The organism is Paenibacillus koleovorans NBRC 103111 (assembly GCF_004000845.1).
GTDB classification, from domain to species: domain Bacteria; phylum Bacillota; class Bacilli; order Paenibacillales; family NBRC-103111; genus Paenibacillus_AA; species Paenibacillus_AA koleovorans.
In genome coordinates, this window is sequence record NZ_BIMA01000002.1 from 79294 (window position 1) to 96915 (window position 17622).

Sequence of the window (17622 nt, forward strand, 5' to 3'; positions counted from 1 at the left end):
TCAATAAGAAGCAGCTAAGCCAGCTTGATCAATTGACCGCCGTCGATCACGAGCGTCTGGCCGGTCATATACCGAGATTCGTCGGACGCCAGGAAAACAGCGCCGGAGGCGATCTCATCCGGTTGGCCTACACGCGCCATCGGAATCGAGCTTAGAATCGAACCGATATGCGGTCCATCAATCGCCGGTTTCGTGAGGCGGGTCTCGATAAAGCCCGGGCAAAGCGAATTGACGCGAATGCCGAGCGGCGCCAGTTCCAGAGCCATCGACATGCCCATATTTATCATAGCACTTTTTGTCGCATTATAGTGAACTTGATCCGCTTCGGCGGCAAGCCCATTAACGCTGGACATATGAATAATGGACCCTCTAACCCCACGCTCAACCATAAAGCGGGCAACGCCCTGGCTGACCAGAAACGTGCCCTTCACGTTGATATCCATATGGCGGTCCCATTGCTCTTCCGTAATGGCAAGAAACGGTGCGGGATCGCAAATGCCGGCATTGTTGACGAGGATGTCGATCGTCCCCCATTGCTCCTGGACGCCTGCGATCATCCGATCCACTTGCGCCTTGTCGCTGACGTTCGCCTCGAACGCCGAGGCTGTGCCGCCTTCGGCTGCGATCTGGCGGACCGTCTCTTCGAGCGCTTGCCGGCCACGCCCGCAAATCGCCACCTTGGCGCCTTCACGGGCGTACAGCAGGGCGACCGCTTGGCCTATGCCAAGCGAGCCTCCCGTGACGAGCGCTACTTTACCGGCGAGTCTCATCGGACGGCCTCCTTCAAGCGTGAGAGCACGTTGTCGATCGCCGCGAGCGTAGCGTCAATATGCGACTGTTCATGGACGGTGGACAAATACCATAGTCCATTCGGGCGAACGAGCACGCCTTCCTCCAGCATCTGCTCTGCGAACTTCGCGTACAGTCCGGCGTTGCGCTGCTGGAACTCATCGAAGTGGGTCACCTCGTCGCGATCGATGAACATCATATGGAACACAGGACCGATTTGGTTGACTACACCGCGGATGCCATGCTTCCGGAATGCGGCGCGGATGCCTTCGACCAGCGTAACCGCCAGCCCTTCCATTTGCCCGTACACTGCGCCGTTGTCTCGGCCCATAATATCGAGAATGGCCAATGCCGCCGCCGTCGAAACCGTATTGCCGTTCAATGTGCCGAGATGGCTCACTTGCTCGGAGTCGATCAGCGCCATCAGCTCCTTGCGGCCTGCTACTCCGCTAACCGCAATGCCGCCGCCGAGCGCCTTGCCTACTGTCACGAGGTCCGGCTTGATCCCGAATCGACCGTGAGCCCCGGACAAGCCCAGACGGAAGCCGGTAATGACTTCATCGAGAATGAGCACGACGTTGTGCTGCTCCGTCAGCTCCCGCATCCGCTCCAAGTAGCCGGCACGCGGCATAATACAGCCGGAGTTGCACATAACCGGCTCGGAGATGACCGCTGCGATTTCATGCCCGTGCTGCTCCAATGTCGCTTGCAGCACGTCGGAATCGTTCCAAGGCAACAGGATGATGTCGGAGAGGCTGCTCTCGCTTTGGCCGTTCGTGCCGGGAGGCACGGCGTTCGCGCCGCCTTCGGTCGCCTTCTGCATCATATCCGGGCTTGGGAACGAGGTGAAGATCGAGTCCGACCAGCCGTGGTAATGGCCGTGGAAGCGGATAACCTTGCGTTTACCGGTATAGGCGCGCGACAGCCTCAAAGCGAGCATGACCGCTTCGGTGCCGGAGCCGCTCAGCACGACCTTGTCCGCGCAAGGCAGGATCGAAACGAGCTTGCTTGCCAGCTCGATCTCGCCGTCATGCTGCAAGCCGTACGTGTAGCCGCGCGTCAAAGCGCCGTGAATTCGCTCCGTCAGCTCCGGATTCGCATGGCCCAAGATCGACGGACCGTAAGCGAGCAAATAGTCGATATATTCATTGCCGTCCACGTCGCGTACGATTACGCCGGACGCCGACTCGGCATATAGCGGGGTAGGCTTCATTGACCCGCGCAGCGTGCTCGCGACGCCGCCCGCCAATACTTGCTTCGCTTGCTGGAGACGTTCTTTGGATTTCGAATAAGTTCTCATCGCATGCTTCCTCCTGGATCGAGCGGATAAATAGGACGTTTCAACTGTCGGTAGGGGAACAGATGCAGGTTCGCGCCGCAACACCCCGGCGTATCAACGTCGATGGCGAGCTTCGCCACGTCGCCGAAGGCCGTTTTCCAAGCGAGCGCGGACTTGACCACGATCATGTGGAAGTCGGTCGGCTGCAAGCCGACGGACAGCACATGCCCCGGGTCCCAAGGGGCGACGCGTCCCGAGGTCAGCACGATCGTGACCGGGCCGGCCTGCACGACGGCCGTCAGCCCCATCCTGGCGCGCGCCCCCGTCATGTAGCGCCCGATATGGGTGTAGTCGCCGTCGAACAGCAGGCGAACACGCCCTTCGATCGGCACGGGTTCGCCGTGCCAGCCGTCGGACTTGCCGCCGACCGAGGCGCGCAGCACGCCGCCGATGCCGGCTTCCGCTGCGAGTCGAGCCGCCTCGGCGTCGCGCAGCACGAGCAAGCTCGGCTTGCTCGCGCGCAGCAGGTGCGGCAGCATGTGGGTGCCGTCCGCCGGGGAGCCGCCTCCGACGTTGTCGGAGCCCTCCACGAGGACGACCGGCCCCGCCGGCTGCCGCTCCGCGAGCGCGACGGCATCCGCCGGCGTCACGAGGCGCACGGCGAATTCATCGCGGATCGACCATGCGAACGAGGTCAGCTCATGCGCGCACCGCTCGGCCAGCGCAGCGTCGCCGTCCGCGGTCACGATGAAGCACATGCCGGCGTCCGGCACATCGCTGTACGGGAAACCGCCGATGACTGTGACGTTCAAGATTCCGGGCTGCCTCTCCCAGTCGAACGCCAAGTCCATAACGCGCTTGAACGGACCTGCATCGGTCAGCATGCCTTGCGGCGCCACGAGCAATCCGGTATGGCGCAGCACGCGCACCGGCTTCACTTCGCCGGCTGCCAAACGATGCAGCAGCCCTACCGCCTCAACCGCACGCTCGTACACATCGACGTGCGGGTACGTGTCATAGCCGACGATCAGGTCCGCATCGTCCACCATCGCCTGCGTCGGATTCGCATGCAGGTCGAGCGTCACGGCGATCGGCAGCTCGCGCCCGACCCTCTCGCGCACCCTGCGCACGATGGCGCCTTCCGCATCGGGCTCGGACACGCTCACCATCGCGCCGTGCAGAATAATGACAGCCCCGTCCGCCGACGGGTCGATCGAACCCGCGATGGCGTTCGCGATCGTCTCGAACGCCTCATCGGTCACCATGCCGCTCGGCACGGCTTGGGTGTAGAACCCCGGCGAGAGCGACAAGCCTCGCTCGCGGCATGCATCGATCACCCCGCCCATCGACGTGCGGGTGCCGGTATAGCGGGCGAGAAACGCCTCCTCGCCCTCAAACCAGTCATTCGCGAAGTGGGTCAAATCGGTCAATCCCGGCGCGAACGTATTCGTTTCGTGGACGCAGCCGGCGACCGCGATCCTGTAAGTCAGGCTCATTGCGCTTCGCCTCCCGCATCCTCCGCCATGCCGCACCAGTCCGCGATAATATGCGCATACCAGCGGATCAACTCGGAGTAGCTGGCCAAGTTCATGTATTCGTCAGGGGCATGCGCATTTTCCCCGGCCGGACCGAGCACAAGCGCAGGCGTAGAGCTATATACGTTGAACATAAAGCCGTCGCAGGCGAACGGAGTGCCAACCGCCGGACCTGGATCCCGCCCCAGTGCCGCATGACCGGTACGTCCGACGATATCGAGGAACTGCTTGACCGATTCGCTGTCGCCCATCTCGCTGGCCAACAAGTAGCGGATTTTTGGCGTGATGATCGGCCTGCACACTTTAAGCTCGGGGATAGCGTCCAACTGCTCTTCGTAAAACTTCCACAGCTCTTCGATGATCTGCTTGCCCGTCATGCCCGGATACCCTTCGATCCAGAAGTTCATCTCCGCCGTGGCCGGCACCTTCTCTTGGAACTCGCGCGTCGTATCGCCGGAGAGCATTGTCAGCGCAACCACCGTCAGACGGCGATCGGCGCTCCACCATATCGGCGGCGTATACAGCTCGTTCAACCGAACTTCGAATCGGCGCAACAGACCCGCGAATTGCACCATCGCCTCCAGTGCGCTCACCAGCACCTCGCCATTGAACGAAATGCCGCTCTTGCCGGCGAATTCCGCCTTCCAGATCCCCCCGCCGAGATGCGCCGGATTGATGCGCAAATTCGTCGGCTCCGGGATGATCGCCATATCGGCGTGCGGACCATACAACCGGCCGGCGAGCGTCCCGTTGGCGCCGCCATGCTCTTCGTCGATCACGCTTTCGACGAACACATCGCCCTTCAGCTTCACGCCAAGCTCCTGCAAACATTGCACGGCGCAAATCGCCGCCGCCATACCGCCCTTCATGTCATACGAGCCGCGGCCATACAGCTTGCCGTCTACAATCTCGCCGGAAAATGGACCATAAGTCCACTGCTCCGTCCCACGGTATACCGTATCGGCATGGCCGGAAAACACGAGCGAACGCCCGCCGCCCTTGCCGGCGAAACGGCCGTACACGTTGGGGCGCCCCTCATAATTCCGGCCGGCCATATACGAGACATGCGAGGTCAGCCCTTCCACTTCGCTCAGCTCATAGACATGCACCTCTGCCCCGATGCCTGCCATGTATTCGGCATAGTACGCCTGTACGGCCGCCTCATCGCCTGACGGCGGATGATTTTCGCTCGGAATGCGCACCAGCTGCTGAGCCAATCCCACAGCGGCAGCCTCGCGCCGAACCGTCCAGTCCTGTATGCGCTGCGTTAACGAACTCATTGTCGGTTGCGCCTCCGTCCGTCTATTACGCTTCGCCGCGTTTGCTCTTCACGTAAGCAATCGCTTCGATCTCGATCAAATAGCTGCCGATGCCGACTTGTACGCTCGAGCGTGTCGGGTATGGCGCAGAAAACACTTGCTCGTAAGCTTTGTTGTAGGCCGGGAAATCGCTCAAATTCGTTACAAAAGACGTTACCTTAATAACATGCTCCAGCGTCAGTCCGTCCGCCGCCAAAATCGTCTCGATGTTGCGCAAGCATTGGATCGTTTGCTCTTCAACCGTGTCGCCTACTACTTCGCGGGTAACCGGATCGACGCCGACTTGACCGGACACGTAGACGAAATCGCCGGCACGAATGCCGTGGGAGAATGGAAGCGGAAACTGTGGAGCTTTAGGCGCATGGATTGGAGTAGACATAGTTGGTCAACAACCTTTCTCATAATGGATTTTAGAAAATCGTCTTTATTGCACTTTCCCGCGGCCATCGACTTGGATCCACTTTTCCACCATACCGTCTCGCACACCGACCAGCCGATCATGCAAATTCGTAACGGTACAGCAATGGTTAGGCACGATGTAAACCGCGTCGCCGATCCGGAACTCGGCATTGTCCGGCACCAGAATGTTGCCGTGCTCTTCGCTCAATCGCTCGACGATAGCCGACTCGTGCCCGACCACCATACCGTAGCCTTTGCGATGCGCATTGACATCCGTTGTAATCGTCTTCGACCCTGCATCCACGATAATCGTGCCCGCCCGCGGCATGCTCACGACCGTCGCTTTCACCTTCATAGCGAAGTCCGACGCCTCGATCAAGCCGATCGCATATTGGCTAATATCGCCGAAAACATAAGCGCCAGGCCGCATCTCGGTAACGCCTGCTACGCCAAGCTCCCCGATAAACTTCGAGGTTGGGGTCGAGCCGACGCTCACTTCCTCGATCGGAATACCGGCATCGCCCAGCATTGCAGAGGTAAGGACCAGACTTTCCGCCTCATTCCGCGCTACCGCCAAAATATCATCACGCCCGGTTTTGCCATAGGCGTGGCCGGCATGCGTCATAATGCCTCGGATGTGAACCCCTGGCAGGTCCGCCATCCGCTTGACCAGCTCCACCGTCTCAGCCCCAGGCTCACCCCCGCAGCGACCTAAGCCCGTATTAATGTCCACGTATAACGGCACGCGAAAACCGGCACGCACGCCCATATCCGACAACCCTTTCGCCACTTCCACATTGTCGGTGCTGACCGTAATGCGGGCCAGGCTCATCAGCCGCTCCAACCGGTCGAGCTTGCTTGCGCCTACAATCGGAAAAGCGATCAGAATATCCTCGATGCCGCCCTCAGCCATCACTTCCGCTTCGCCCAGCTTCGCGACAGTAATGCCGCAAGCGCCGTAGCGAATTTGCTCCTTGGCGATCCAGACGCTCTTATGCGTCTTCGTATGCGGACGAAGCTTCACACCCGCCTTGGAAGCGAGCTCCGCCGTCTTGCGCAAGTTCCGATCCAGCACATCCAGATCGATCATTACCGATGGGGTGTCCAGCTGCTCAATCGTCGTCATGCTCTCTCCACATCCTCCTTGGCCTGTAAGAATGAAAGCGCTAGAGCTTCATTCCTCGTTCGATTCCCCTTGATGGTAACATCGAAACGATTTTCCATCAAGAAAAACATTTCACAAACAGAAAAAACACCCCGAAGGATGCTTTTCCGTTGTTTTTAAACGAAAGGAGGAGCCTGCGCCCCTCCCCGTTCCTGTTACCCTTTGATCGAACCGATCAGCATCCCTTTTACAAAGTACTTCTGCAAAAACGGATAGATGATCAGAATCGGTATGATCGCTACAACGACCGTCGCCATCTTGACTGTCTCAGGCGGCAGCTGCTGCATATCCTGGCTCGTGACGTTCAGCTCCTGGCTGACGCTCGGCGAGATGATCATATTCCGCAAGACGACCTGAATCGGCATCATATCCTTGTCCGTCAAGTACATAACCCCTGCGAAGTATGCGTTCCAGTGACCCACACCGTAGAATAGACCGAGCGTTGCGATAATCGGCATCGAGAGCGGCAATACGATCCGCAACAGCGTCTGCATGTCGCTGCAGCCGTCCACCTTCGCCGCTTCCTCAATCTCAGCCGGCAAATTCTCGAAGTACGTTTTCATAATCAGCATGTTAAACGAAGATACCAGGCCCGGAATAATGAGCGCCCAGATCGTATTCAGCATGTGAGTGGCGCGAACGACCAAGTACAGCGGGATCAGACCGCCGGAGAACAGCATCGTGAATACGATCCCCATCAGCACATAGTTGCGGCCCGGCAAAAACTTCTTGGACAGCGGATACGCCAGCAGCATCGTCACCATGATGTTCAGGAACGTACCGACCGATGTTACGATAATCGTAATCTTCAAAGCGTTCGGAACGCGATTGCTTGAGAAGATGAATTTATAAGCTTCCAGCGTGGTTTTCTCAGGAATTACCACGAATCCGCCGTTACGCAGCACCTCGGTAATCGGTGTAATCGACATGACTACAACGTAATAGAGAGGAAACAACGTAGCCAGTCCAAACAGAACCATTGATGTGTACAGAATAACGTCGACGAAGCGATCCGATTTCGTTTTTTGCAATAAGAATGACATAGTTTCTCTCCTCCCCTACCAGATTCCCGAGCCGCCGAGTTTTTTGGCTATCTTGTTTGCCGAGATGACCAGAACGAAGCCAATGACCGACTTGAAAAATCCGACAGCCGCAGCGACGCTGAAATCCAGCTGCTCGATACCTCGTCGGAAGACCCATGTGTCGATGATATCCCCGACATCGTACACCCGCGCATTGAGGAAGATATAAATCTGCTCGAACCCGGCGTCCAGAATGTGGCCGATTCGGAGAATGAGAAGCAGGACGAATACTTCGCGGATGCCCGGCAGCGTAATGTGCCAGATCTGCCTCCAACGTCCCGCGCCATCCACGACCGCCGCCTCGTACAATTCCGTGTTGATCGTAGCGAGAGCAGCCAAGTAGATGATGGCACCGAAGCCCGTATTTTTCCAAATATCCGTCAAAATGATAAGTGGTCGGAACCAATCCTTGTCGGTCAATAGATTGAGCGTCTCTCCCGTATGGTCTCTCCACCAAGTGGAGATCAGACCGGCATCCGGAGCAAGGAACGAGAACGTCAAGCCGTAAACGATGATCCAGGAAAGGAAATACGGACCGTAAGTGACTGTTTGTACAGCTTGTTTAAACCATTTGACGCGAATTTCGTTCAGGATCAAGGCAAGCAACACGTCTGGAAGCATATTGAACAAAATCCGGTAAACACTAATAACGAGCGTATTGCGAATCAATTTCAGAAAATCGGGCGAGTCGAACATGACCTTGAAGTTGTCGAACCCGACCCATTCGCTTCCCCAGATTCCTTTAACCAGGTTGTACTTCTTGAAAGCGATCATGAGACCGCCCATCGGGACATAATGGAAAATAATGTAATATAAAACTCCAGGCACCATCATCAAATAAAGCCAGCGATAACGGATGAATTGTTTCCAAAGCGAAACTCCTTCTTTTTGGGGAGTCTTTGGGGGTGTCATCGTATCTGCCGCAGTATGTTGCATGCTCACTGTTAGCACTCCTCCGTATGAAATTTCGGCTGTCTTGCTTGCGTTCCGTAACGAGTACATTCCGGGCAGCGAAACGTGTCGGAGGAACCAGTAAATCAAAAGACAGGTAAAGCGTTTTCATGCGCAACACTAATAATTATCATAATTCAAAAACATAAAGTAATACAAGTAATAGAACTGTGCTGAAACTGTCTTTAATTAGTCTTTTTTTATAGTTTTTTTGTGCAAAGCTCTAAAATTGGTTCTTAACTTGGTCTCCTTCCCTGCTCTTGTTGAACATATCCAATTCCAATACCTGTATCGTTACATGTATTATTTCTCACCAAATCGTATCACAGGCTGCTATTTCCGCGCAATCATAAAAATCGACACAAATCGCGATGGACAACGTGGGCAGAAAGAAAAGAAAACCTGCCGGGTGGCAGGCTTCCTCAGGGTCGATCAAGCGTCTCTGCGAGAGGTTGGAAATGAACTGTACAGGCTGGAATCCTGGCAATCCGGGCATTGCGTGACATAACACTCGTTCTGCTCCTCCAAGGGATTGCCGCACTTGTCGCATTGCTTAACAGGTAAATTGTCGAAAAAATCTTTGGCGGGGATTAACATCGCGGACCTCCTCCAGGTCGGAATGAACAGCTAAACAGGCGCTTCGCAATTTGTACTAATACAGATTTTGAGATGTGTTTTTATTATATAACACACATTTCGAATTGGCTATCGCAATTTTCAGATTATTTGACAATCGCATGCCCATTCCTCACAATGGTGAAAATGGTGAAAAGAAGGGATCGATCTACCGTATGGACGGACAGCTTAGAAGCCGGATCACACCCGGGATGGAAGTCAATATCGTCTTGAAGCAAGACCAGGGCACCGGTAAATTAACCCGCGGCGTCGTTCAGCGACTGCTGACGAAATCGCCGACTCATCCGCATGGCATTAAGGTGCGATTGACGGACGGACAAGTCGGCCGGGTCAAAGAAATTATCGAAGCCCCTCGGTAACTTGCTGACCGAAGGGCTTCTTCACTATTGCACCTTATAGGAGCCGGTCCCCCACGATCCGAGCCGGCCTTCCGCATCGCGAATTTCTCCTTGCGTCGTAATGATGCTGCGGCTTTGGTGGATGATCGTGCCGGTTACGGTGACGAGACCCAGCTCGAGAGGAACGAGGTAGTGCATGTTCAGATTCGTCGTGACGATTTTAATGCCCGGTCTGGCGAACATAGCCGCCAGACCCATCGCGTTGTCGAGCAGCGACGCGTGAACGCCGCCGTGCAAAATCCCGATCGTATTCAAGTGCCTCTTCTCCGCTTCCATCGTCACTTTCACATAGCCGACTCCTGCCTCATGCAGCTCGCAGCCGAGCAGCTCCCAGAACGTCCCGCTGGCCGATTCCAGCAGCTTCTCCAGAAATCCGTCCGGCAGCTGTAAAGGCGTACTCATAGTATGACGTACCCTTCGTTCGAGATAACCCGCTTGGCGATCGTCCTGCGCAGCGCGATGCCGTTGTCCGGCGTACGGCGGGACAGCTTCTTCACGATCGACAGCTGGATGCGCTGCATATCGCCCGATTGCATCGAAGCAACGGCTGCTTCCGTCCATTCCGCCACTCGGGCGAAAGCATCTTGTACGAACGCTTGTGTCATAGTGACGGGGAGTGCCGCCTTCGTTTCCCCTCGGGTCGACATAAGCTTCCTCGTCCTCAGCACCGCGCTCTCCATCGCATAAATCTGGATCATCGTATCCGCCAGCAGCGCCAGCGTCTCCTGCTCCCGCTCCAGCTTCGTCCCGTACTTCTGCACGGCGATTCCGCCCGCCATCAGGAACAGCTTCTTCGCATTTTCAGTCAAATACGCTTCCTTGTCGAGCGGAGCTTCGAATTCCTGCTGCGGCATGAAAGAGATCAGCTCCTGCTGCAGCGCTTCAACCTGTTCCATCAGGGGCAGCTCGCCCTTGAGCGCCTTTTTCAGCAGCGTACCCGGGATGAGCAGCCGATTGATTTCGTTGGTCCCTTCGAAAATGCGGTTGATGCGCGAATCCCGGTAAATGCGTTCGATCTTATATTCCTGAATATAGCCGTAGCCGCCGTGAATCTGAACGCCTTCGTCCGCCGTGAAATCGAGCGCTTCGGTACCGAATACTTTGATGATTGAGCACTCCAGCGCATATTCCGCGATACCTCTCGCTGCCGCCTCTCCGGCATTGTCTGCCGTCGGGTCGAGCGACTGGAGCGCGGCGTCGATCAGTCCCGCCGTCCGATACACCATACTCTCCAGCACATACGTGACGATATTCATATCGGCGAGCTTCTGGCCGATGAGCGGGAACGAAGAGATCGGCTGGCCGAATTGGGTTCGCTGGTTGGCATATGCAGTTGCTAGCCCAATCGATTCTTTCGCGCCTCCCAGACAGCCCGCCCCCAGCTTGAAACGGCCGATATTCAGGATGTTGAAAGCGATAATATGGCCTTTGCCCGGCTCGCCTAGCAAGTTCCCGACCGGTACATGGACATTGTCGAGGATGACCGGGCGGGTCGAGGAGCCCTTGATGCCCATCTTCTTCTCTTCCGGCCCGAAGCTGACCCCCTTCATCGTACGCTCCACGATGAAGGCGCTGAACTGCTGCCCGTCGATCTTCGCATAGACGATGAAGATGTCGGCGAAGCCGGCGTTCGTGATGTACTGCTTGGCGCCGTTCAGCACGTAGTGCGAGCCGTCGGCCGTGAGCTTCGCCGCCGTCCTGGCGCCTAGCGCGTCGGAGCCGGAAGACGGCTCCGTCAGGCAATAGGCGGCGATTTTCTCGCCGGTGGCGAGCTCCGGCAAGTACTTCTCCTTCTGCGCGCGCGAGCCGAAGAAGACGATCGGCAGCGTGCCGATGCCGACATGCGCGCCGACGGAGAGCGCGAAGGAAGAAGCCTTCGCCAGCTTCTCGCTGATGACCGTCGAGCTGACCTTGTCGAGGCCGAGGCCGCCATAGGCTTCCGGCACATCCACGCCGAGCAGGCCAAGCTCCCCGGCTTGCCGCATCAGCTTGACGGTCAGCTCGTAGTTCAGCTTCTCCAGCTCCTCGTCGTGCGGCAGGACGGAACCGTCCACGAACTCCGCCGTCGTGTCCCCGATCATTCGCTGCTCCTCGGTCAAATCCTCCGGCGTCATGATCGCCGGCGCCGCCGGCTGCGCCAGCACGAAGCTGCCTCCTGCAATTCGAGTTGCCATCGTTCGCGTTCGCCTCCTCTGTTAGTTGCCCGGCTCGCCGCCGCCGTAAACCTCGAACACCCCCGCCGCTCCCATGCCGCCGCCGATGCACATCGTCACGACGCCATAGCCGCCGCCCCGTCGCCGCAGCTCTTGCACAAGCGAGACGCTCAGCTTCGTGCCGGTACAGCCTAGCGGATGGCCGAGGGCAATCGCTCCGCCATTCACGTTGACGCGCTCTTCCGGGATCGCCAGCTCGCGGATGATAGCAAGACATTGCGAGGCGAATGCCTCGTTGATCTCGAACAGCGAGACATCGTCTTGAGTGATGCCGGCCAGCCGCAGCGCCTTCGGGATCGCCTCAACCGGGCCGATGCCCATCACTTCGGGCGGGACGCCGGCCAAGGCGAAGGAGCGGAAGGCGGCGAGCGGCTCGAGGCCGCGCCGGTCCGCCTCCTCGCGGCTCATGAGCAGTACGGCCGCAGCGCCGTCGCTGACCGGCGAGGCGTTGCCCGCCGTGACTGTGCCGCCAGCCGCGAACGACGGCGGCAGCTTCGCCAGCGCCTCGAGCGACGTGTCCTCGCGGACGCATTCGTCGCGGGCGAATACGCGCGGCTGTGCCCTCAGCTTGCCGGCAAAGGCAGGGACCGGAAGCGCGACCGGGACGATCTCGTCGTCGAACTTCCCCGCCGCTGCGGCTGCGGCGGCCTTGCGATGCGACGACAGCGCGAACCGGTCCTGGTCCTCCCGGCTGATGCCGTATTGGCGGGCGACGTTCTCTGCGGTATGGCCCATGCCGATGTAGATTTCCGGCTGCTTCTCGAGAATGCCGGGATGCGGCGACAGCTTGAAGCCGCTCATCGGCACATGGCTCATGCTCTCTACTCCGCCGGCGATCACCGCCGCCGCCTCGCCCAGCCGGATGCGGTCGGCGGCATAAGCGATCGCCTGCAGGCCGGACGAGCAGAAGCGGTTCACCGTGATCGCGGGTACGGTGACGGGAAATCCGGCGTACAGCGCCATGATGCGGGCGAAGTTCAAGCCCTGCTCGCCCTCCGGCATCGCACAGCCGATGACGATGTCCTCGACCGCGTCGGCCGTGAAGCCGGGCGTGCGTTCGACGACCGCTTGCAGCACCGCGCGGCCGAGATCCTCGGCCCGCGTCTCCGCAAGCGAGCCCCGTTTGCCGCGGCCGACTGCGGTGCGGGCGACCGCGACGATCACCGCATCGCGCGGATTCGCCGCCGATGTTCCATGTTTAGCGCCTGGCAATGGCATTCGCCTCCTTTCGTTAGTTGCGCAGCGGCTTGCCGGTGGACAGCATATGCTGCATGCGCTGCTGGGTCTTCGGCTCGCCGCACAGGCTCAGGAACGCTTCGCGCTCGAGATCGAGCATATGCTGCTCGCTGACGAGCGTACCCGCTGGCAAGTCGCCGCCGGCTAGCACATGCGCAAGCTTGCGGGCGATCTTGTAATCGTGGTCGCTGATATAGCGACCTTGCCGCAGCGTGTAGGCGCCGAGCTCGAGCACCGCCTTGCCCGGCGCGCCCGCCACGCGGATGCGGTTCGCCGCAGGCGGCGTCTTGCGAGCGCCTTCCGCGGCCAACGCGAGCGCCGAGCGCTTCGCCTCGTACAACAGCCGCTCCGGCTGCAGGACGATCCGGTCCGTCGGCCTCAGCAGGCCGAGGCGGGCGGCTTCATGCGCGCTGCCCGATACCTTGGCCATCCCGACCGTCTCGAACGCCTTGTTCAGGAGCGGCTGCACATCAAGCTCCGGGGCGTTCCAGACGTGCCACGCCTCGCTGATCCGCAGCGCCAGCTCCTTGCAGCCGCCGCCGGCCGGAATGAGGCCAACCCCAGCCTCTACGAGGCCGTAGTACGTCTCCGCTGCGGCGACTACTCGGTCGGCAGGCATACAGGCCTCTACCCCGCCGCCCAGCGTCATTCGGTGAGGCGCGGCGACGACCGGCTTGCCGAGCCCTTTCAGCCTCATCATCGAATCCTGGAACGTCCGGATGATGCGATCGACTTCGTCCCAAGCCTCGTCCTGCGCCTCCATCAGCAGCAGCATGAGATTTGCGCCTACGCAGAAGTTGCGGCCCTCGTTCGCGATGACCAGCGCGTTATAGTTCGCCTTCACCACGTCGACGCTGCGGCTGATCATCGCGAGAATGTCCGCTCCGATCGCATTGCTCTTGGAGTGGAACTCCAGGCAGGCGATGCCGTCGCCCAGATCGATCAGACTGGCGCCCGCGTTACCTGTGATGACGCCGCCCCGCTCTTTGATCCGGTGAAGCGACAAAAACTCCGGATTGTCCTTCAGCTCCCGGTAAACGGGTCCGGCGCTTGTCGCAGCCGCCACCCACCGCCTGCCGTCGCGAGTCTCGTCATAGAACGACGTTCGCCCTACTTTCAGCCAGCTGTGCAGCCAATCGGGGAGTACGAGTCCTTCCTGCTCCATCCGGGCGACCGTCTCGAGCAACCCAGCGGCGTCCCACGCCTCGAACGGCCCCAGCTCCCAGTTGAAGCCCCTCTTCATTGCCTGATCGATATCCGGAATCGAGTCGGCGATTTCACCTAGCCGTTCCGCCGCATAAAGCCAGACGCGCTTCATGATATTCCAAGCAAGCTGTGCATAACGGTCGTCGGCGTCGCCATGGATCAACGCTCTTGTTTTCGCCGCCGCTCCCTTCGCCGCTTTGGCCTCTTCCATCGCGGGCGAGCTTATCTTCCCGGCCGGCCCAGGTCGGTATTCAAGCGTCTCCGGATTTAACGAAACAATTACGCGCCCTGACGGACCTGTCGTTTTCTTGTAAAAGCCTTGCCCCGCTTTCTCGCCGATCCAGCCTCGCTTCACCAGCGCTTCGAGCAGAGGAGGCGTCTGGAACACCGCTTTCTCCGCGATCGAATCCGATCGTTGGAACACATTATCCGCGACATGAAGGAATGTATCCAGACCGACCAGATCCAATGTGCGGAACGTGGCGCTTTTCGGGCGACCGAGCGCCGGTCCGGTCACGGCATCCACTTCCTCGACCGAATAACCGCCTTGCAGCATCTCGTCCAGCGTCACGAGCAAACCGTACGTCCCGATCCGGTTGGCGATGAAGTTCGGCGTGTCCTTGGCGACAACGACGCCTTTGCCCAGCACTTTTTCGATAAACCTCTTCATCCCGCCCACAAGTCCGGGCGACGTATCCGGCCCCGGAATCACTTCGACGAGCGGCATATAACGGGGCGGATTGAAGAAATGGGTTCCCATAAAATGCTGGCGAAGCTCCTCCCCGCAGGGGGCGGCAATCGCTTCGATGGAGATGCCCGAAGTATTCGACGACACGATGATTCCGGGCTTCCACACTTGTTCGATGAACGCCATGACGCTTCGTTTCACATCCAGCCGCTCCGTCACGACCTCTATGATCCAGTCGACATCCGCCAGCTGCGGCAGGTCATCCTCCAAATTGCCGGGACGGATCCGCTCCGCAAAGCGCTCGTCGTAGAGCGGCGCCGGATTCGTCTTCTTGAGTTTCGCAATCGCATCCGTCGCCAGCCGGTTGCGGACAGCCGGATGGCTCAGGCTGTACCCGGCGGCCGTCTCCTGCGGCGTCAGCACGCCCGGCGGCAAGTCCAGCAGCAGGCAGGTCAAGCCGGCATTGGCCAAATGCGCGGCGATGCCGGACCCCATCACGCCCGAGCCGATCACCGCCGCTTTGTTGATCGTTCTCATCGAATCGCCTCCCCTCCGAATACCGATTCCGCCAGCAGCTCGGCCACGTCGCGGGCTTTCACCCGTTCCTCGGCTTCCAGCTGCTTCGTGCCGTCTTCCATCATCGTCAAGCAATACGGACAGGCGCTCCCGATCACGTCGGGCTTTACGGCGAGCGCCTGGCTTACGCGCGCCACATTCACGCGGGTGCCGGTGTCGTCCTCCATCCACATACGGCCGCCGCCCGCCCCGCAGCATAACCCATGCTCCCGTGAAGCGGCCATCTCCACCGCTTCCACACCCGGGATTGCCCGCAGAATTTCCCTCGGCGGATCAAATGCGCCGTTGTAGCGCCCCAGGTAGCAGGAATCGTGATAGGTCACTCGCGCCTCGACCGCAAACGTCGGCTTGAGCCTTCCTTCCCGCAGCAGCGCGGCGAGCAGCTCCGTATGATGCAGCACTTCGGCCTGCAAGCCGAAATCCGGATATTCGTTTTTCAAAATATTGTACGTATGCGGACATGCAGTCACGATGCGGCGCACGCCATATTTCTCGAAGGTCGCGATATTGTCCGCCGCCAGCTGCTGGAACAGCATTTCGTTGCCGAGTCTGCGCGGCGTATCGCCGGAGTTGCGCTCTTCATTGCCCAGTGCGGCGACGTTGACCCCAGCTTCCGCCAGCAGTCGGACAAGCGCGCGCATCACCTTCTGGGTCCGGCGGTCATATGCGCCCATCGAACCCACGAACAGCAAATAGTCGAAGCTCGGATTTTGCTTCACCGTCGGCAGCCGCTCCGCCTCCAGCCATTTGGCCCGGTCGTTACGGTTCAGCCCCCATGGATTCCCTTGCCGTTCGATGTTCGTCATGGCGCGCTGGCCGTCCGTCGGCAGGCTTCCCTCCATCAAGACGAGGTGGCGGCGCATGTCCACCAGCTTATCGACGTGGCTGTTGCCGACCGGGCAATGCTCCTCACAGCTGCGGCATGTGGTGCAGGCCCATATTTCGTCCTCTGTCATTACGTCGCCTACTAAAGCAGCTTCTGCGGCGGAAGCCCCCTCAGCCTGTTGCCAGCCTAACTTCTGACGCAGCATCGTCGGAGCAATGTCTAATGCTGTACCATCACCCTTATCCATAGCCGTATCCTCTGTGTGAAACCGGTGGCTGCCGCTCACTCCATTGCCGAAGGCGAGAGCCGGCATCCAAGGTGAACGCGATGTAATTGCAGCGCCTTTCTCCGTCAGATGGTCGCGAAGCTTAACGATCAGATGCATGGGGGACAGCAGCTTGCCGGTGGAGGCGGCGGGGCACACATTCGTACAGCGGCCGCATTCGACACAGGCGTACAGATCAAGCAGCTGCTTGCGAGTAAAATCTTCGACCCGACCGACTCCGAACGTGTCAACGTCCTCCGCTTCCAGGTCGAGCGCCTCCAGCTTTCCCCGTTTGTCGTTCCTTTTCCACCATAGATTGACCGGAGCGGTGATTAGGTGAAAATGTTTGGATTGCGGGATATAAACAAGGAAACTCAACAAGATGATCAGATGCAGCCACCAAAAAGTGTAATAAGCCGATGAAACCACCCATTTCGGCCAAGCGGCCAGCCCATACGCGATTGCGGAAGCGATCGGCGCTTTCCATGTATAGCTCGATTGCTGCTCCAGCAGCCTGTCGAACGCGAGCGTGAACAGGATGGCTATCATCAAACCGCCGATGAAGAGCAGCACCAGCGATGGCTTCCAGCCACGTTTCAACCGTTTCAATTGCTCGACATACCTGCGGTACCCTGCGTAAATCACCGACAGCAGCACAATCACAACCGTCAGCTCCTGGCTGAACAGAAACCACTCGTACGCCGGAAATGGCAGCGCGTGACCTGTAAGCCCTTTCCAAATCATATCAACCGCCCCAAGCTGGAGTGCCAGAAAGCCGTAAAACAGCAGCAGATGCATCAGCCCGCTCCGCCAATCGTGAAGCAGCTTGCGATGCCCCAGCACTTGCCTCAGCCAGTCGCGGACGCCTCCACCGCTCGTTTCTCCGGATTCCGGGCTTTTTCCGTCGGGACCAAGCGGAGCCGAATTCGTCCTCCCTCCCGAGGACTCTCGCCCCAGCTTCATATACAACATGCGATGATACGCCGCCTTGACGAACAGAACGAACCCCGCTCCCGCTACCGCGCCCGCAAGCACCGCGTTCAGCCCTTTCCACAGCAT

15 protein-coding genes are annotated in these 17622 nt (G+C 59.0%); 1 reads left to right on the top strand and 14 read right to left on the bottom strand.

Annotation, left to right across the window (positions count from 1 at the left end; translation table 11 throughout):
- Positions 1-14: 14 nt before the first annotated feature.
- The 9 genes from PKO02S_RS01450 to yhfH form a co-directional block, all read right to left on the bottom strand.
- A complete protein-coding gene (locus tag PKO02S_RS01450; RefSeq protein WP_127579289.1) occupies positions 15-770 on the bottom strand; it encodes an SDR family NAD(P)-dependent oxidoreductase in 756 nt (251 codons plus the stop codon).
- Positions 767-2089, bottom strand: a complete 1323-nt coding sequence (locus tag PKO02S_RS01455; RefSeq protein WP_127579291.1) for an aspartate aminotransferase family protein — start codon at positions 2087-2089, stop codon at positions 767-769. Before PKO02S_RS01455 ends, PKO02S_RS01450 begins: the two co-directional genes overlap by 4 nt.
- Entirely contained in the window at positions 2086-3564 is a 1479-nt protein-coding gene (locus PKO02S_RS01460) for a M81 family metallopeptidase (RefSeq protein WP_127579293.1), read from the bottom strand. The genes PKO02S_RS01455 and PKO02S_RS01460 overlap by 4 nt, the downstream gene beginning before the upstream one ends.
- Entirely contained in the window at positions 3561-4883 is a 1323-nt protein-coding gene (locus tag PKO02S_RS01465) for a M20 family metallopeptidase (protein WP_127579295.1), read from the bottom strand. The genes PKO02S_RS01460 and PKO02S_RS01465 overlap by 4 nt, the downstream gene beginning before the upstream one ends.
- A 25-nt stretch (positions 4884-4908) precedes the next feature.
- A complete protein-coding gene (locus PKO02S_RS01470; protein ID WP_127579298.1) occupies positions 4909-5301 on the bottom strand; it encodes a RidA family protein in 393 nt (130 codons plus the stop codon).
- A gap of 45 nt (positions 5302-5346) precedes the next feature.
- Positions 5347-6447: an alanine racemase gene (locus PKO02S_RS01475; protein WP_127579300.1), complete on the bottom strand. Its 1101-nt coding sequence runs from the start codon at positions 6445-6447 to the stop codon at positions 5347-5349.
- Between the two features lie 194 nt (positions 6448-6641).
- Entirely contained in the window at positions 6642-7529 is an 888-nt protein-coding gene (locus PKO02S_RS01480) for a carbohydrate ABC transporter permease (RefSeq protein ID WP_127579302.1), read from the bottom strand.
- 15 nt (positions 7530-7544) lie between these two features.
- Positions 7545-8504, bottom strand: a complete 960-nt coding sequence (locus PKO02S_RS01485; protein WP_246066785.1) for an ABC transporter permease — start codon at positions 8502-8504, stop codon at positions 7545-7547.
- Between the two features lie 447 nt (positions 8505-8951).
- Positions 8952-9116 carry a protein YhfH gene (gene yhfH / locus PKO02S_RS01490; RefSeq protein ID WP_127579304.1) on the bottom strand — a complete coding sequence of 55 codons (165 nt, stop codon included), beginning with the start codon at positions 9114-9116 and terminating at the stop codon, positions 8952-8954.
- Between the two features lie 194 nt (positions 9117-9310).
- Between yhfH and PKO02S_RS01495 the strand changes: the two genes are divergently transcribed.
- Positions 9311-9514 carry a YwbE family protein gene (locus PKO02S_RS01495; protein WP_127579306.1) on the top strand — a complete coding sequence of 68 codons (204 nt, stop codon included), beginning with the start codon at positions 9311-9313 and terminating at the stop codon, positions 9512-9514.
- 24 nt (positions 9515-9538) lie between these two features.
- Here the strand turns inward: PKO02S_RS01495 and PKO02S_RS01500 are convergent, their stop codons facing one another.
- From PKO02S_RS01500 to PKO02S_RS01520, 5 genes are read right to left on the bottom strand one after another with little or no spacing between them, the layout of a single operon-like run.
- On the bottom strand, positions 9539-9955 hold the full coding sequence (locus PKO02S_RS01500) for a PaaI family thioesterase (protein WP_127579308.1): 417 nt from the start codon (positions 9953-9955) through the stop codon (positions 9539-9541).
- The gene (locus PKO02S_RS01505) at positions 9952-11727 is read right to left on the bottom strand and encodes an acyl-CoA dehydrogenase FadE (RefSeq protein WP_127579310.1); all 1776 of its coding nucleotides are present in this window, start codon (positions 11725-11727) and stop codon (positions 9952-9954) included. The genes PKO02S_RS01500 and PKO02S_RS01505 overlap by 4 nt, the downstream gene beginning before the upstream one ends.
- Before the next feature lie 21 nt (positions 11728-11748).
- A complete protein-coding gene (locus PKO02S_RS01510) occupies positions 11749-12984 on the bottom strand; it encodes an acetyl-CoA C-acyltransferase (RefSeq protein ID WP_127579312.1) in 1236 nt (411 codons plus the stop codon).
- Between the two features lie 13 nt (positions 12985-12997).
- Positions 12998-15433, bottom strand: a complete 2436-nt coding sequence (locus PKO02S_RS01515) for a 3-hydroxyacyl-CoA dehydrogenase/enoyl-CoA hydratase family protein (protein ID WP_127579314.1) — start codon at positions 15431-15433, stop codon at positions 12998-13000.
- Positions 15430-17622, bottom strand: coding sequence for a heterodisulfide reductase-related iron-sulfur binding cluster (locus PKO02S_RS01520; protein WP_127579316.1), 2193 nt, complete (start codon positions 17620-17622; stop codon positions 15430-15432). Before PKO02S_RS01520 ends, PKO02S_RS01515 begins: the two co-directional genes overlap by 4 nt.

Bases quoted from the DNA above. Each gene is read 5' to 3' on its own strand.
- PKO02S_RS01450 (WP_127579289.1), bottom strand. From the start codon at position 770: ATGAGACTCGCCGGTAAAGTAGCGCTCGTCACGGGAGGCTCGCTTGGC.
- PKO02S_RS01455 (WP_127579291.1), bottom strand. From the start codon at position 2,089: ATGAGAACTTATTCGAAATCCAAAGAACGTCTCCAGCAAGCGAAGCAA.
- PKO02S_RS01460 (WP_127579293.1), bottom strand. From the start codon at position 3,564: ATGAGCCTGACTTACAGGATCGCGGTCGCCGGCTGCGTCCACGAAACG.
- PKO02S_RS01465 (WP_127579295.1), bottom strand. From the start codon at position 4,883: ATGAGTTCGTTAACGCAGCGCATACAGGACTGGACGGTTCGGCGCGAG.
- PKO02S_RS01470 (WP_127579298.1), bottom strand. From the start codon at position 5,301: ATGTCTACTCCAATCCATGCGCCTAAAGCTCCACAGTTTCCGCTTCCA.
- PKO02S_RS01475 (WP_127579300.1), bottom strand. From the start codon at position 6,447: ATGACGACGATTGAGCAGCTGGACACCCCATCGGTAATGATCGATCTG.
- PKO02S_RS01480 (WP_127579302.1), bottom strand. From the start codon at position 7,529: ATGTCATTCTTATTGCAAAAAACGAAATCGGATCGCTTCGTCGACGTT.
- PKO02S_RS01485 (WP_246066785.1), bottom strand. From the start codon at position 8,504: ATGCAACATACTGCGGCAGATACGATGACACCCCCAAAGACTCCCCAA.
- yhfH (WP_127579304.1), bottom strand. From the start codon at position 9,116: ATGTTAATCCCCGCCAAAGATTTTTTCGACAATTTACCTGTTAAGCAA.
- PKO02S_RS01495 (WP_127579306.1), top strand. From the start codon at position 9,311: ATGGACGGACAGCTTAGAAGCCGGATCACACCCGGGATGGAAGTCAAT.
- PKO02S_RS01500 (WP_127579308.1), bottom strand. From the start codon at position 9,955: ATGAGTACGCCTTTACAGCTGCCGGACGGATTTCTGGAGAAGCTGCTG.
- PKO02S_RS01505 (WP_127579310.1), bottom strand. From the start codon at position 11,727: ATGGCAACTCGAATTGCAGGAGGCAGCTTCGTGCTGGCGCAGCCGGCG.
- PKO02S_RS01510 (WP_127579312.1), bottom strand. From the start codon at position 12,984: ATGCCATTGCCAGGCGCTAAACATGGAACATCGGCGGCGAATCCGCGC.
- PKO02S_RS01515 (WP_127579314.1), bottom strand. From the start codon at position 15,433: ATGAGAACGATCAACAAAGCGGCGGTGATCGGCTCGGGCGTGATGGGG.
- PKO02S_RS01520 (WP_127579316.1), bottom strand. From the start codon at position 17,622: ATGCTGTGGAAAGGGCTGAACGCGGTGCTTGCGGGCGCGGTAGCGGGA.